This window comes from Shewanella sp. Pdp11, assembly GCF_002838165.1.
GTDB lineage: Bacteria > Pseudomonadota > Gammaproteobacteria > Enterobacterales > Shewanellaceae > Shewanella > Shewanella hafniensis.
This window is the reverse complement of sequence record NZ_CP015194.1, coordinates 1709443-1726473: the sequence shown is the minus strand read 5'-3', so window position 1 is coordinate 1726473 and position 17031 is coordinate 1709443. Positions and strand designations below refer to the sequence as shown.

Here is a 17031-nt window from a genome sequence, read left to right as displayed (position 1 = left end):
GATCTAGAATCTAGGTGCTAGGAACCAAAGCCTAGAGCCTAGAGCCTAGAACCTAGATTCTAATGCCTTTGACTTTCATCTTGCCCTGACAATCATAAGTCGCGTATTATGGACGTCTATACGTTTAAATGTCCAAAAGCATTTTATAAAAACAAGTATCCAAAAACAAATGTCGATAGACCAGAATAAAATGCTCTTTGCATAACAAGGGTCGATGCTTGGACTTAACTTAGCTGTATTTAAGGTAATTATTTATGACGATACCCTCAACCAAAGCCGGCCAGATATTAGCAGACATTCGCAAACAGCTTGCAGAGCGCATTCTGATCTTAGACGGTGCCATGGGCACTATGATCCAAGGCTACAAACTGGAAGAAGAGGACTATCGCGGCGAGCGCTTTAAAGATTGGCACACGGATGTCAAAGGTAACAACGATTTATTGGTGTTGTCGCAACCCCACATCATCAAACAAATTCACACCGACTACTTAAACGCCGGTGCCGACATCATTGAAACCAACACCTTTAACGCCACCACCATCGCCATGGCCGACTACGACATGCAGTCGCTGTCCGCCGAAATTAACTTAGCCGGCGCACGCCTCGCCCGTGAAGCCTGTGATGAAGTCTTTGCTGCCACAGGCATTCCACGCTACGTCGCCGGTGTGTTAGGCCCCACTAACCGTACGTGTTCAATTAGCCCTGATGTGAACGACCCAGGCTATCGCAACGTCAGCTTCGATGAGTTAGTGACTGCTTACAAAGAATCCACTAAGGCACTGATTGAAGGCGGCGCGGATATCATTATGGTCGAGACCATATTCGATACCTTAAATGCCAAGGCCGCGCTGTTTGCGATTGAATCCGTATTCGATGACTTATTCGGTCAGCATTCGAGTGACCTCTTACCTATCATGATTTCGGGCACCATTACCGATGCCTCTGGCCGCACACTGACTGGCCAAACGACCGAAGCTTTTTACAATTCCCTACGCCATATCAAGCCCTTATCTATCGGCCTTAACTGTGCACTTGGGCCAAAAGAGCTGCGCCCATACGTCGAAGAATTATCCCGCATCAGTGAGTGTTATGTGTCGGCGCATCCAAATGCGGGTTTGCCGAACGAGTTTGGCGGTTACGATGAAACCCCAGAAGACATGGCAAACGTGATTGAAGATTGGGCGCGCGAAGGCATGCTCAATATTATCGGCGGTTGTTGTGGTAGTACGCCTGAACATATCCGCGTTATTCGTGAAGCGGTCGATAGACATAACCCGCGCGTGTTGCCCGATATTCCCGTAGCCTGCCGCCTTGCCGGTTTGGAACCACTGACTATCGATGCCAATACCCTGTTCGTTAACGTGGGCGAACGCACCAACGTCACAGGCTCGGCCAAGTTTTTAAAGCTGATCAAAGAAGGCAAGTTTGAGCAGGCGCTCGATGTCGCCCGCGAGCAGGTTGAAAGCGGCGCACAGATCATCGACATCAACATGGACGAAGGCATGCTCGATGGCGTGGAGATCATGCACAAGTTTTTAAACTTGATTGCCTCTGAGCCCGACATCAGCCGCGTACCTATTATGATCGACTCCTCTAAGTGGGAAGTGATCGAAGCTGGCCTCAAATGTATTCAAGGCAAGGGCATAGTTAACTCTATTTCCCTCAAAGAAGGCGAAGCCAAGTTTATCGAGCAAGCAACACTGGTGAAACGCTACGGCGCGGCGGCCATTATCATGGCATTCGACGAACAAGGTCAGGCCGACACTAAAGCGCGTAAAATCGAAATCTGTACCCGCGCCTACCGCGTGTTGGTCGATAAGGTCGGCTTTCCGCCAGAAGACATCATCTTCGACCCAAATATCTTCGCCATCGCCACAGGTATCGATGAACACGACAACTATGCCGTCGATTTTATTGATGCCATTAAAGCGATTAAAGCCACCCTGCCCCACGCGATGATTTCGGGCGGCGTGTCCAACGTGTCGTTCTCGTTCCGCGGTAACAATCCAGTGCGCGAGGCGATTCACGCGGTGTTCCTGTACCACGCCATCAAAGTCGGCATGGACATGGGCATAGTCAACGCGGGCCAATTAGCCATTTACGATGATATCGACCCTGAACTTAAAGTGCGGGTCGAAAACGTAGTGCTTAACTTACCCTGCCCAGTTGAAGGCTCGAGCAATACCGAGCAGTTACTTGAAATCGCGGAGAAATTCCGCGGTGATGGCGCACAGGTCGGTAAGAAAGAAGATTTAGAATGGCGCAGCTGGCCAGTGAGCCAACGCTTATCCCATGCGCTCGTCAAAGGTATTACCGAATTTATCGATGAAGATACCGAAGCCGCTCGCCAAGAAGCGAAACGTCCGCTAGATGTGATTGAAGGCCCGCTGATGGATGGCATGAACGTAGTCGGCGACTTGTTCGGCTCGGGCAAGATGTTTCTGCCGCAGGTGGTGAAATCGGCGCGGGTAATGAAAAAAGCCGTGGCTTACTTAAATCCGTACATTGAGCTTGAAAAGGTCGAAGGCCAATCAAATGGCAAGATTTTGATGGTGACGGTAAAAGGCGACGTGCACGATATCGGCAAGAATATCGTCGGCGTGGTGCTCGCCTGTAACGGTTTTGAGGTATTCGATTTAGGCGTGATGGTGTCGGTGGAGCGAATTCTCGACGCCGTGAAAGAACACAATATCGATATCATCGGCATGTCGGGCCTCATCACGCCGAGTCTGGACGAGATGGTGCATAACGTGAAAACCTTCCACCGCGAAGGCTTAACCATTCCGGCGATTATCGGCGGCGCGACTTGCTCTAAAATCCACACAGCGGTGAAGATTGCGCCCCATTATCCCCATGGCGCTATCTATATCGCCGATGCGTCCCGCGCCGTGCCTATGGTGAGTAAGCTCATCAACAACGAGACTCGCCAAGCGACCATAGACGAAACCTATGCCGAATACGACGACATGCGCACTAAGCGTTTATCCCAAGCCAAGCGCAAAGAGATAGTGTCACTCGAAGCGGCGCGTGATAACCGCTGCCAACACGATTGGGCCAATTACACCCCGTTCACGCCAAACGTGCTCGGGCGCCAAGTATTTGATAACTATCCATTAGAAGACTTAGTCGAGCGTATCGACTGGACACCGTTTTTCCGCTCGTGGGAACTGCACGGCCATTACCCCGAAATCCTCACCGATAAAGTGGTCGGTGAAGAAGCGCAAAAGCTGTTCGCCGATGGTCAAGCCATGCTCAAACAAATCATCGAAGAAAAGTGGCTCACGGCGAAAGCGGTTATCGGCTTATTCCCAGCCAATACCGTGAATTACGACGATATCGAGCTCTATACCGATGAGTCGCGCACCACAGTCGAAATGACCACACATCACCTGCGGATGCAGCTTGAGCGTGTCGGCAATGACAACTTCTGCCTATCCGACTTTGTTGCGCCAAAAGACTCAGGCGTCGCCGATTACATGGGCGGCTTTGCGGTGACCACAGGCCATGGCATAGACGAACATGTGGCGCGTTTTGAAGCCAACCACGACGACTACAACGCCATCATGCTCAAATGCTTAGCCGACCGTTTGGCCGAAGCCTTTGCCGAGCGGATGCACGAACGGGTACGTAAAGAGTTTTGGGGTTATGCGGCCGACGAGCAGTTAAGCAACGAAGCCTTAATCCGCGAGAAATACAAAGGCATACGCCCCGCACCGGGCTACCCAGCTTGCCCAGACCACACAGAAAAAGGCTTGTTATGGGACTTGCTCAAGCCCGATGAGACTATCGACTTGAACATCACCGAAAGCTACGCCATGTTCCCCACAGCGGCAGTATCGGGCTGGTATTTCGCCCACCCGAAATCCCGCTACTTTGGCGTGAGTAATATCGGCCGTGATCAAGTGGAAGATTATGCGAAGCGCAAAGGGATGACTGTAGCTGAGACGGAGAAGTGGCTGGCGCCAGTACTTGACTATGATCCCGAGTAATCATGTTTACTCAGTAATTTGCCCAAACTGAATTTAGGCAACTTTATAAATGGGCAAAGTTAAGGGGCGAGTTATCGCCCCTTATTTTTTACTTTAGAAAATTAAAATCAAAGTCGTGGGGCTTCACCCCACACCCGACCAAGGAGGACTGCTCGTCCTATCCTCCTTGGATGCTCCAAGACGACCCTAGCGAAGTTACATGCATTGATTAGTGGCTTCGTGCTTATTCGAAAATCGCTAACGCTTCCGATGGGGCGTCCCTTCCCCCCGAAAGCTACGCAGACGTCCTGTCTGCGTCACGCTATTTTCTTCAACGCTCTTCAGCAACTTCGCAGGGGATCGGTGAACTTCTGTGGGATTAGAGTTAGCATATTGCATTGAAAGAGTTATGCCCGTCCCATCTATCTATTTACTTCTTTTAGAAATAGATAATATCTCTTTTTCAGAAACTTCTAATGCATGAGAAACCATTTTATGAACTGCCATTTGGTTCGTACGCTTTATTTCCCCTCTTGTTAATTTAGGCTGATCTTTATAAGACCAACTAAAACTATCCAACGTACTTATTTTCGCACCAATAATTCCAACTTGATAAAAACAAAGAAGTGACTCATACATAAAATCAGAAACATCAACACTCTGCCCTACCTCATACATTTTTCTGGCTACCACAGTACACGGGTCTATACTTAATTCTTCAGAACTAACAGCCAATTCAGAGGCTACAGCTTCAAGTTTATCACTGGATAATACGTTGCGCGTAAATGGTGACGTAATTCCTCTTAAAATTTCAACGGAAACCTCTAGATTTGGAAAAATTTCATGCCACTCTTCCTTTAAAGAGTCAAGCCTCTTAACCGAGTAACTTGATTCTGCAACATAAATTGATCTCCATGAAATCCTAGGAGTATCTAACGCAGCAACAAAACACTCATTGGCAAACTGTATAACATCTCGAGGTCGCATCAATGTCCGTTGAAAAATATAAGACAATGCATCGACATTATGTTTAGGCGAGGGAAATACATCATTAAACTCTACTGTACTTGAAGTATACTGCCTTCTATATACCTCTCTCAATCTTCTTTCAAGTAAACTTTTAAGATCGTGCTCCGTCCAATTTATTTTTACAATATATGACTCGTACTTGTCTTGCTGAAAACCTGAATCTCGTGTTTTATTAAATACTACATTTAACAAATCTACTCGAAGAGCTGTAATTATCTTAACCTGTGGAATATTCCTAAATGATTTAGTTTCCTCAATCAATGCCCTGATAAGCCTACAGCGCGTTTCTGTACTAGCCCAATCTTCATCAAGCTTATCTATTAAGATGTAGAATTTCTTTTGTTTATCATTAAATGCATAGTCTGACAACAATTCAAAAACTTCATTAAGTTTTTGAACCTGAATTTGATTTATAACTTGAGTCGCTAGTGTTTTCACCTCTACCTTAACTTCATCAGATAAATGCTTAGCACCTTCCAATGATATATTCAGCGTGGAGAATTTAGTTCCTAGCCCTGATTTTAAGTCAGTACTAAGTTTATTTGTAATCTCCCGAAGATGTTCACTTGTTTCTAACCAAAATTTATCACCCCACTCTCTAAAATAATTTAAAGCCCGTTGTTTAGTTTGGTCTCTACTAACTGACTCATATAGTCGTCTAAAAAATGTTGCACTTGCATCCTGACTTCTAAGGTCATATCTTAACTTTAATAGCTCAACAATTAGAATATGTCGCCAAAGCATCCGATAAAACAAATCTAGTTTTATACCTAGTTTATTAAAGAACTGTATTATATCTGAATGCTCAACAAATTGTACGGATATAGAGTGAGGATCAAGAAGCACTGAGTACTCTACAGATTGAGAAATATGATATATAAAAGCACTTTTCCCAGCCCCTGTTCTACCGACAAGAATAGATTCAGTTCGCTCGACATCAAGCAGATCACTTAACTGACCATTATCAACAAAACAAGCATCTAATAAGCTAGCATCAGATTCAGCATCTAACTGGCCGAGCTTTACGCCTTTTTTAATAATTATTTCATTCAAGACAACCCCTCCTACTCTTCAAAAAATCACACTAATAACAAGTGCAATCAAATAGAAAAAGATCCAAAAATACCTTTTAAATACAATTAAAAAATTGATATTAATTAATCGATTTCGCTAACTTTAGTTATATGGATTATATACCCTATCAAATTCTGCTTTTGCATCGGCTTTGTGGTTGATGCAGTTGACCATGTGTTCGTCGGACTTAAAGTTTTTACAGTCTTCGGGGACAAGATAATACTTGCGCCATGCTTCGGCTTTGCGTAATCGAGCGGCCTCGTTTTGCTTGGCTAGTCTGGATTTTTCAGCCGCATTTTGCTGTAACTCTTGCTGAATCTGATACTCAGCAAGCTGGCGATCTTTCGCAGCCTGCTGGCGAGCTAGTTCCGTTTGCTTTTGTTGCATAGCAAACTCATTAAGCCCTTGTGTCAGGCGGTATTCGACATAACTCAAATAGCCAATTCGCACCAACAAAGTGACTAAGCTCGCTAGCAAGATACCTAAGGTAATTTGTAGTATTAGTTTCATTGCAGCTCACATAACCCTAACTAAACTGAACCTAATGCTTTATCTGTTGCTGTCACTAATTCAGTAATAAACCGAATACACTTATCCACTTCATCACGCTTAATAATTTGAGGTGTTCCTATTTCAACCTGCGCACGATGAACCGCATCTCCACGCTTTCTTAGCCAAGTATTAAGGGTTTCTCTCGCTTGTTTAGGGATGTAATTCGGCCATTTCCAATGCTCTGTAACATCAATCCCGAAAAACTCTTCAAAAATTTGCTTCGTTTTAGCGGAGTCTGGGTTATGAAACATTTTCAAGCGGGTAGAAAACTGCTGCTCCATAAAGTTTCCAATTTGACACCCTTTTAGTGCACCAAACTTGTTGTTGAAAAGTTCTGTAGCAACATCTTCTACATAGGTTTCCCAAGCCGTCATAGTCATGATCAAAGCGGCTCTTTTTAATGCACCCAATGCTTGTGATTCCTGTTTTACATTTAGTTCGTCGTAGCATTCGATCAAAGCTCTTGCATCATTGATTGCACGCTTAAATGTATTTAGAGCAACAGACATTTTATTCCTTAGCCAAATAGTAGCCATACAAGTAACAATCTGAATTTTAATAAAGTTTTTTGAATAAACACTAATGCCAAGAGTTACACCAATACCCTGCGAAGTTGCCGACGGGCGTTGAAGAAAATAACGTGAGCGAGGCATGGATAATGGAATGGACCCATCCACTTTTAATCGGCCTCGCAATGGGCCACGATGTAGTCGCTAAAACTCATCAGAAAGAGGACGGGTCCACCTATGAAGATTACTACAATCGGTTTAGATATCGCAAAGTCTGTTTTTCATGCTGTTGGCGTCGATAAAGCGGGTAAGTTAATCAAAAAGAAAATGCTTAGACGCAAGGACTTACTTCCCTTTCTTGCTCAAATTGAGCCGTGTCTGATTGTGATGGAAGCCTGTGGTGGGGCAAATTATTGGGCCAGAGAATTTGAGCTGTTGGGCCACAGCGTCAAGTTAATTGCTCCTCAATTTGTAGTACCTTTTCGGCAAGGTAATAAAAATGACTACAACGATGCGCTAGCCATTGCCGAGGCTGCGCAGCGGCCCAACATGCGGTTTGTAAAACCCAAAAGCGTCGAGCAGCAAGATGTGCAACTGCTCCACCGTATGCGGGAACGATTAACTAAACAATCAACCGCCTTAATCAATCAAGTCAGAGGGATGCTAGCAGAATACGGCATTGTGATGACCAAAAGTAAATCGGCTTTTAAAGTACAGTTCCCAGATATTTTAGCGGATGAAGCCAATACACTGACCACTAAAGGTCGGGCCATTTTTTATCAGTTATATGAAGAATTTAGTGATATAGAAAAACGGCTTAAGAGTTGTGATGCACAAGTGCTCACAGAAACTAAAAACAATGTGATTTGCCAGCGTTTAGAGACTATCCCTGGCATTGGTCCAGTCACCGCTACCGCCTTTTATGCCGCCGCAGGTGATGGTAAAGATTTCAGTAATGGCAGACACTTTTCAGCTTGGTGTGGCTTGGTTCCCAAACAACACAGCAGTGGAGGTAAAGATAACCTTCTTGGAATAAGCAAGCGGGGAAATGCGTATTTACGCACCCTGTTCATCCACGGCGCCAGAGCGGTGTTGCAACACAGCCAGAATAAGCAAGATAAGTTTAGTTGCTGGGCAATCCAGTTAGCAGAGCGCCGAGGTTTTAACCGAGCCTGTGTAGCCGTCGCCAATAAACTCGCGAGAATGGCATGGGTTATCGCGGCGCATGACGAAGAATATCGACTTCCAGTATAGTGCTGAATAGATTCAATAAACGTTAATAATTAACCAACCAGCAAGTTGCTAAGACACTTGAATTGATGATGAGACAGTCAGACTGATCTACTAAAAACCTTAGCTCGCCATAGGCTCATAATGAAGCCGCAAGGATGATAAGGACAGTAGAAGCAGATATCCATCAGGGCCAGAGGCATACCTCAATAACAGGCCGAATATATGGGTGCAATGAACTCTTCTCAAAATTGATATCGAATGTCTTGCAAACCGGATGGGTCCATATATGCCGAGCTAGCTTTCGGGGTACAGGATGTACCATCGGAAGCGTTAGTGATTTTCGAATAAGCGCTAGGCCAGTAACTAATGCATGTAACTTCGCTAGGGGCGTCTTGGAGCATCCAAGGAGGATAGGACGAGCAGTCCTCCTTGGTCGACTCTTGATTGAAAATCAGGGGTTGAAGACCCACGACCTTGATTCACCTCGGCCGTTAGGCCGCAAAATTACCAGTTCACTACTTTGTGAACCGACAAATTGTGAACCGACAAAGCTTCCCCATTGCTACCGCACTTCGCCAACACCTGTCAGCCAAGCCATCAATCAAAACAAGGTCGCACTAGCTCAAAACGTCCACTGCTGAACATTGAGCAAAATGCCAATAAGCACTGTGGCAACAAGCATAAGTGCCAAAGCATATTCACGAATTTGCAGGAGGAGTTGGGTATCTAAGAAAGAGAAAAGACACATCGTCCTGATGCAAGTGACTCGAATCGCGGGTACGCGATTAAAGCTCATCCTTGTTAAAAACCTAAGATAGCGACATAGCGTACACTTGTCTATAACTTTAGCATTACAAATCAAGTAATTAAGCAAGCACTGATTTAACCATTTTGATATGACTGCATGTGACTAAACCTGTCGCCATCAAATAACACTATCTCTTGATCTTACGGTGGCAATGAAGTCTTGCCGTGACGGGCGGTTTGGTTTTGGCAAGCGAGCCAATTTCGACATGCGAATAAGCCCCAATTTGAGTGCATTGCTCAAGGGCTCTGCGCAAAGAGCACTGAACAAAATTCAGCCATAACGTAACTGAGTTGAATCACAGTACGAACATCACTGTAGAAGCCTGATAACACGGGTTTTACACTCTGATTTAGCTTGGTCAAAACTGCAACGATTAACCGCCTAAATTTGCATTTTCGGCCCTACATGCTAACGTGGCTAATGTAAATTTACATTCAGTGTTTATCAAAGCTATGTCGCAACAATCAATAAAAAGTCGATCGACAACAAGCTTATATCGGGCGATACCATGCAGCGCGGCTGATATTACACGGAAGCACAACTGAGGTTGAGATATGGAACCATCTAATACGTCACGCCGGACCTTTATCAAGCAATGTGTGATTGGCGGGGTTGCCGTATACTCGGCCCCTTTGTTGTGGGAAATGAGTCGCGCGAATGCGGCGATTGTCTCACCTGAACTAGCAGCCCAATGGCAAACTCAGGTTAATGGTCAATCCAAACCTAAGTTTCGTAACGACGGCATAGCTAAGGTCACAGGCCAAAAGGTCTATGGCCGTGATTACCGCGCTATGGACATGGAGGGCTGGCCCAAGCAGCAAGGTTACGCTTTTATCCTTCGCGCCGCCGATGCCTCCCATGTTTATCAAGGCTTTTCCCTCGACCACCTGCCCGCATCGGCTAAGCCCTATAAAGTGATCACAGCGGCCGATCTGGCCCGTGATAAAATCAAGCTGCCCGATTTTTACGGTTACAACATGTTGCTGGCCGAAGGGCAAACCGCCGACTACTTAGGCCATGCGGTGGCGATATTGTTGTTCGACAGTTTCCCCGCCTTTAAGCAAGCTAAGTCTTTACTGCAATTTGATCAAACCTTACTGCGCTTTGGTGAGCAAACGCCGTTTGTGTCGGACACCAAAGACCCATACGCCAGCTGGCGTTTGATTCGAGTTGAAGGTGAAGATGGCGCAAGGGAAGATTTATATAGCCCACTCCACGATGGGCTATTTTTCCCCAGCGTAAAAGATCGCAAGCCAGAATGGTTGGGCAATCCGAATGCCAAAGGGACAGTGTCTGAGCGCGGGCTTTATTATGCGGGCGAGATAGATAAGCAGATTGCTAGCGCCCAAGCCAATCAACAATGGCAAGTGCTAGAGCGGGAATATCGCACCCAGATCATCGATCCTATGATGATGGAACCCGAAGCCTTTAACGGCTGGTATGACGCGGCTAGCCAAACCTTTCATACTGTGATTACCTCGCAGTCGCCGCAGGACTTTCAAGAGATGGCAGTGCACATGCTGTTATCTAGCCCACTGGCAGGCAAGGTAAAACATCTGGTGGTGCACTCGCCTTATATCGGCGGTGGATTTGGCGCGAAAGACCATTCGATATTTCCTTATTACGGCGTGATCGCGGCCGTTTATGCCAAGGGGCCAATCCGACTCGCCAATGACAGATTCGAACAATTCCAATCTGGCCTTAAGCGTCATCCGTTCATCATGAAAAGCCGCTTAGCGGTGGATAAATCGACCTTAAAAATCCAAGCCTTAACTTCGCAGATGACAGTCGATGGCGGCGGACGAGTCAACTTTACTCCGTCTGTGACCTCGGTTGGCGCAACAGCGATGCAAAGCATTTATTACACGCCGCGCAACGATATTATCGCCACCGCCTATGCGTCGCGTAACCCAGATGCGGGGTCGATGCGCGGTTATGGCACGCTGCAATCGATGACGGCGATGGAATGCATGATCCACGAGATAGCCGACGAGCTAAAGGTTGATCCCTTTAAACTGCGCGCCGCCAACGTGATGGAGTCTGGCCAGCGTAATACTCAAGGTGCGATTCCTAACGGTACTTTGCGTTACCGCGAAATGCTCGAGATGGCCGAGCAAGATCCCGTGTGGCAAAACCGCGCGGTGAATAAAAAGGACTATGAGGCCAAACATCCGGGGATGCGTTACGGCGTCGGTTTTGGTATCGCCACCAAAGATTATGGTACAGGTGCAGCGGCGCCAAGTGCGGCGGTTCGCCTAGCGAAAGACGGTAAAATCACCCTAGAAATCGGCTTTATCGAAATGGGCACTGGCACGCAAACCTCCCAAGCCGTAGTGGTCAGCGATGCCCTTGGCAACTTTGCCGATGAAGTAAAACTCGCCGAAGTGGATATTTGGGATGCGATGCAATTAGTGCAAACCGATAATCCTTATATTATTTCGCAGCAACGCCAAGATGAAATGGCGGCTAATCCACGCTGGACACCGGTTAAAGCCATGGCATCGTCGGCGTCTATGTCGGCCTATTACCAAAGCCATGTCACCCGCATCGCCGCCGACGTTATCTACCGTCACGGCCTGTGGCCTGCGGCGGTATCAATTTGGAACGAGTTGTATTTTAACACCCCAATGGGTTCGACTAATTTACATAACTCACGCGATGGTCGCTGGGTCGATGGCAAGCTAACCGCCTTGGGCTTTCCACCATTGTCGCTAGATATTCTCGCGAAACGCGCCCACGACATGGGCTTAGTGGTTGGCGTGATGGGCCATGCCTTTAATCGCTGGGCTTGGGCCGAAGCTGATTTCGACATTCTTGGCACTAAAGAGCGTTTAGCACTCGATGCGCTGGCACTGCAATACGGCGAAGGGAACGCGACGTTTGCGGCCACTTCTGACACGACTATGAGTATCAAAGCGCGCCAAGCCAGCATGAAGTCTAATGGCTATCACTTGATCGATCGTCAAGCCATGAGTTATCCCAGAGCCGAACTGAACAATGCCATGGTGACTTACTACGCCCCCTGCGCCACTTTGGTTGAAGTGGCCGTAAACGAAGGCAATGGCGAAGTCACGCTACTGAGTTCTCATACTTGGTTAGAAGCGGGCAAAGTGATTGTTAAAGAATTAGTCGAAGGGCAAATTCAAGGTGGCCTTGCGATGGGGATTGGCCATGCACTGCATGAAGGCTTACCGCCATTTGAAGCCGGCGCTGGCAATGGTACCTGGAACCTCAATCGCTATCAGGTGCCGTTAGCGCGGCATGTGGGCGTGTGGGATCAACGTCATACCATATTGCCGCAGTTATCTGATAACGATCCTAGCCGTGGTATCGCCGAAGTCGTGATGATCCCTGTGGTCGCGGCGCTGATTGAAGCCGTGTATCAAGCAACCCATGTCCGCTTTTACGATTTACCTATGACAGCGAAAAAAATTAAGGAGGCCATGGCATGAGCCAGTCTATTAAACTGACCATTAATAACCAAGCCGTAGGCCCGATTGACGTCGCCGATGGCGTGATGATGATTGAGTTTCTACATGAATACTTGAACCTCACAGGCACTAAGTTTGGTTGCGGCGCGGGCGTATGTCACGCCTGTACCGTGATCGTCGACGACGAGCAAGGCATGAGCGAAGTGGTGCGCACCTGCATCAATGGTGTCGAGCGTTTTAATGGTAAACGCGTCCGCACTGTCGAAGGTCATGCTAGACAAAACTCCCTTGGCGAAATCACCGCCCTGAGCCCAGTACAAGAGGCTTTTTTGGAACATTTCTCGTTTCAATGTGGCTGGTGTACCTCGGGCTTTGTCAACGAATCGACTGCGCTGCTTGAGCGACTAGAGCGACAGCCTATCGCTAAAGATCAAGTTGAAAAAGTCGTTGAAGATGCCTTGAGTGAACACGTATGCCGCTGTACTGGCTACGTAAAATACTATGCGGCAGTTAAAGATCTGATCCTCAAGACTAAGGGGCTAACCCTGTGATGACATCAGCCTATCTGCGCTATTTCCCGCACATTAGTAGGATAAAAAATCTGTTGAGTCACAATCTACTCCTGAGTTTAGGGCTAGGTTTGCTCGCCTGTTCCAGCAGCGTTGCCGATGAAGGCGGCAATACGAATAACGACATTGCACGCGGCGCGTATCTGATGAAGATAGGCGACTGCGTAGCCTGCCATACTGCGGTCGGCGGGCGCGAACTCGCGGGCGGTTTGCCGTTCGAAACGCCCTTTGGCGCTGTGTACTCGACCAATATCACCTCAGATAAAGAAACTGGGATTGGCAAATACAGTTACGAGGAGTTTTTTGATGCCATGCACCACGGTGTTGGCGTCAACGGCAACCTCTATCCTGCTATGCCTTACACTTCCTACAGTTTGCTCACGGACGACGACACTCAGGCGATTTATGCCTATTTGATGAGTACTAAACCCATCAAGCAGGCCAATCGCGACAATGATGTGTACTTTCCGTTTAACCTGCGTTTTGGCCTAAAAGCTTGGAACTTAGTCGCCCACGATGCCAAGGAATTTACCCCGAACAAGGAAAAAAGCGAACATTGGAACCGCGGCAATTACTTAGTCAATGCCCTAGGGCACTGCGGTGAATGCCACACCCCAAGAGACACGCTGTTTGCCATGGAGCAGGACAAGCACTTTGAGGGCGCGATTATCGAAGGCTTAGAGGCATCGGACATTCGCCCCACTGAGCTTAACAGGCAGAACTGGACCCATGAGGATCTTAAGTCGCTGTTTACTGAAGGCTATTCCCGTAAAGGCACAGTATTTGGCGGCATGTATCCCGTGGTGTATCACAGCTTTAGCCACTTAACCGATGATGATATGCGCGCGGTAAGCAGTTATCTGCTCGATACCGACGAAGATATTAAACCACAAGCGCTCACCTTTAACGGCCATAAACCTGAACTGCCAGGCTATACGCTCTACAAAGGTTACTGCGCCGGTTGCCATGGTCAAAATGGTGAAGGTCGTCCTAATGTCGCCCCTGCGATGGCAGGAAACGCCACCTTAGATAAAGCGAGTCCACACAATATCGTCGCAGTGATGTTAAAAGGTATTCAAAGCCAGCATTACAACGCTACCACCAGCTTTTATGCCATGCCGGGATATGCTGATGAGTTAAGCGACGAGCAGATTAAAGACTTAGCCAATTACCTAAGACTCACCTGGAGCACACAACCCGGTAATCTCGATGTGAAAACCATCCAAAGCTTAAAAGAAGTGATCCTCGAGCACGACTAACCCACATAGATATGTGGGATATTTAAGATAAAAGCCGCATAGGTATGTGGGAGATTTAAGATAAAAGCCGACGCTAGCGTCGGCTTTTGCTTGATTAATATAGAGCGCGAGAATCGGTCACTCATCGACTTAATCAGAATAAGCGGGATCAGAGTAAGCGGAGCTTCACTTTCACTTAGCCACGCAGTCGAGTATCGAAGAAGGCTAAGCTGCGCGTCCATGCGAGCTCGGCGGTGGCTTTATCGTATCGGCCAGTAGAATCGTTATGGAAACCGTGATTCACATTCGGGTAAAGATAGGCGACATAATCGGCTTTGTTGGCCTTTAATTGGGTTTCGTACTCGGCCCAAGTGTCGTTTATCCGCTGATCGAGCCCAGCAAATTGCAACATCAGTGGACCTTTCACGCGGCTACGCAGTTCAGTGGCTGCGGGTGTGCCATAGAAAGGTACGCCAGCATTGAGTTCATCGGGAATGGTCGCGGCCAGCATATTGACGATATAGCCGCCAAAACAAAACCCCACGGCGCCGAGTTTGCCATTGCTTTGGGGATGGGATTTTAAAAACTGCGCAGCGGCAATAAAGTCTTGCTCGATTTTGGCTCTGTCTAAACTACTTTGCATGGCGCGGCCCGCATCATCATTACCCGGATAACCACCTAGGGAATAAAGCGCATCGGGGGCGAAGGCGATATAACCCTGCGCGGCTAAGCGGCGAGCCACATCTTCGATATAGGGATTCAGGCCACGGTTCTCATGCACCACTAACACCACCGCGGCTTTTTTAGTGGGATCTAAGGTTTTCGGCTCTCCTGCGGCACTGCCCGCGAGCAATAACTCATCGGGCATGACTAAGTAGCCGCGCCCTTCTCCGTAACCATTGGGCGAAGGAAACTTGACATAACTGGCTTGAATACTGGGGTCATTAAACGACACTTGTTCGGCTAAAGCGTAATTGGGCATCAGTGCGCCCGTGAGCGTGGTCAGGGTAAACCCTAGCGCCACCAGTCCTGCTAGCCGCCCCATAAACTCACGGCGATCGATAATGCCATGGGCATATTCGTCATACCAGTCAAAGGCTTCCTGCGGTATCGGTTGTACTTTCTGGACATATATCTGGCTTGTCTCTGCTAAGGCTTGCTTGTCTTGCTGTGTCATCGTTATTCCTCCGTTGAACAAGCTAACCACAGGTCACTTCCCTAGCTTGTGGGTGTTAAGATTTAACTCAAGAGTAAAGGAAGAATCGCACTTAGGGCAACTGACTTTAACGTTTGGCGTTTGGTAAGCTTGGTTTGAAATAACACACGATTGGCACAAACGGCTGTCGGTTAGGGCTAGGCTAGCTTAAAATAGCGATTTAGATTCTAGAGGGCCTAGCGTGATACAACATAGAGCTAGCCAGATGGTGATATTTCACACTCTGGTGACTAGTGGTAGTTTTACCCAAGCGGCGGCCAAGTTAAAAACCTCGACTTCCTATGTCAGCAAGCAGCTTGGCGCACTGGAAGCCGAGCTGAACTTGTTGTTAGTGCAGCGCACTACTCGCACCTTAGTGCTAACAGACGCGGGCCAACAGTTTGCCCATTACTGTGAGCAAGTGTTTGAAGCGACGCAAAATGCCGATGCGATGATGCTGGATGCCCGCGACGACATTAGCGGGACGATTCGCCTAGGTTCCTCCCAATCCTTCGGCACCTTACACATCATCCCCGCACTGGAAGTGTTGCAGCAAAAGTATCCCGAATTACGATTTGAACTAAGCCTGTTCGACCATAAGGCCGACATGCTAGAGGAAGGTCTCGATCTGTGGATCACTAACCATGAACAGCTGAACGAAGGTTATATCGCCCAACACCTCGCCGAGACGAACTTTGTGGTGGTTGCCTCCCCCGATTATTTACTCAAGCACGGCGTGCCACATCATCCGCGGGAGTTAGCTCAGCACAATTGTGTTATCTATCAAAGCAAAAGCCGTAATTATGATCGCTGGAGTTTTGCTAAGGATGACCTAGAACAAACCGTGCATGTGGCGGGGAATTACCGTGTCGACTTAGCCGAAGCTGTGCGCAATGCTGTGATTGCAGGGCGCGGCATAGGCTATGTGGCCACGTATTTACTCAGTGATGAGTTTCAAAGCGGCAAACTCATTCAACTCTTACCCGATTGGAAACCACTGCAGCAGATGCCCGTCTATGTGGTTTACCCAAGGCGGCGCCATTTACCGACTAAGTACAAAGTGATAATCGAGTGTTTAAAGTCCCATATCGGCCACCCGCCCTACTGGGATAAAAAGCTCAAACCTTGGTTAGGTAAGACAGTCACTTAAGCAACAGTCATTTAAGCTGCATTTCAAACCAGCGCTGACTACGACACCAGCCTAAAGTCGTCTGTGGCGTGATTTCGATTATTGCCGCAGACACAAATATTATTTCCTCTGGGCAACAGTAGCCGAAATTTATTTTATTCTCCTGCATAAACAGCAAGTTAAACTGTTGCTATTTTCGACACTTTTATCGTAACAGCCCAGTAACGCTCTCGACTTGCCCTTACGCTGGCTCGGCCTACAATGCGCGACTTCTTCTATCACTCAAAAGAATAAAC

General features: G+C 47.5%; 10 protein-coding genes. 6 read left to right on the top strand and 4 right to left on the bottom strand.

The features are described 5' to 3' along the window. Positions 1-254: 254 nt before the first annotated feature. Positions 255-3989, top strand: a complete 3735-nt coding sequence (gene metH / locus AYJ58_RS07615) for a methionine synthase (RefSeq protein ID WP_106649636.1) — start codon at positions 255-257, stop codon at positions 3987-3989. A 405-nt stretch (positions 3990-4394) separates the two neighbouring features. Here metH and AYJ58_RS07610 read toward each other — a convergent pair whose 3' ends face one another. The 3 genes from AYJ58_RS07610 to AYJ58_RS07600 form a co-directional block, all read right to left on the bottom strand. Then, positions 4395-6050 (bottom strand): P-loop ATPase, Sll1717 family, encoded by a 1656-nt coding sequence (locus tag AYJ58_RS07610; protein WP_106649635.1) that lies wholly within the window; start codon positions 6048-6050, stop codon positions 4395-4397. Positions 6051-6173: 123 nt separating this feature from the next. Next, a complete protein-coding gene (locus tag AYJ58_RS07605) occupies positions 6174-6581 on the bottom strand; it encodes a hypothetical protein (RefSeq protein WP_106649634.1) in 408 nt (135 codons plus the stop codon). Between the two features lie 20 nt (positions 6582-6601). After that, positions 6602-7132, bottom strand: coding sequence for a HEPN domain-containing protein (locus AYJ58_RS07600; protein WP_063883774.1), 531 nt, complete (start codon positions 7130-7132; stop codon positions 6602-6604). Positions 7133-7369: 237 nt separating this feature from the next. On the opposite strand from AYJ58_RS07600, the gene AYJ58_RS07595 reads away from it, so the two are divergent. The 4 genes from AYJ58_RS07595 (at position 7370) to AYJ58_RS07580 (ending at position 14432) form a co-directional block, all read left to right on the top strand. Further along, complete coding sequence (locus AYJ58_RS07595; protein ID WP_106649633.1) at positions 7370-8386, top strand: IS110 family transposase; 1017 nt, start codon at positions 7370-7372, stop codon at positions 8384-8386. A gap of 1341 nt (positions 8387-9727) precedes the next feature. Next, on the top strand, positions 9728-12625 hold the full coding sequence (locus AYJ58_RS07590) for a xanthine dehydrogenase family protein molybdopterin-binding subunit (RefSeq protein ID WP_106649632.1): 2898 nt from the start codon (positions 9728-9730) through the stop codon (positions 12623-12625). Then, positions 12622-13155 carry a (2Fe-2S)-binding protein gene (locus AYJ58_RS07585; protein WP_106649631.1) on the top strand — a complete coding sequence of 178 codons (534 nt, stop codon included), beginning with the start codon at positions 12622-12624 and terminating at the stop codon, positions 13153-13155. The genes AYJ58_RS07590 and AYJ58_RS07585 overlap by 4 nt, the downstream gene beginning before the upstream one ends. Further along, positions 13155-14432, top strand: coding sequence for a cytochrome c (locus AYJ58_RS07580; protein ID WP_106649630.1), 1278 nt, complete (start codon positions 13155-13157; stop codon positions 14430-14432). The genes AYJ58_RS07585 and AYJ58_RS07580 overlap by 1 nt, the downstream gene beginning before the upstream one ends. A 175-nt stretch (positions 14433-14607) precedes the next feature. Here the strand turns inward: AYJ58_RS07580 and AYJ58_RS07575 are convergent, their stop codons facing one another. Next, complete coding sequence (locus AYJ58_RS07575; protein WP_198555620.1) at positions 14608-15588, bottom strand: dienelactone hydrolase family protein; 981 nt, start codon at positions 15586-15588, stop codon at positions 14608-14610. Positions 15589-15808: 220 nt separating this feature from the next. On the opposite strand from AYJ58_RS07575, the gene AYJ58_RS07570 reads away from it, so the two are divergent. Then, positions 15809-16756 (top strand): LysR family transcriptional regulator, encoded by a 948-nt coding sequence (locus tag AYJ58_RS07570; RefSeq protein WP_106649629.1) that lies wholly within the window; start codon positions 15809-15811, stop codon positions 16754-16756. Positions 16757-17031 lie beyond the last annotated feature (275 nt).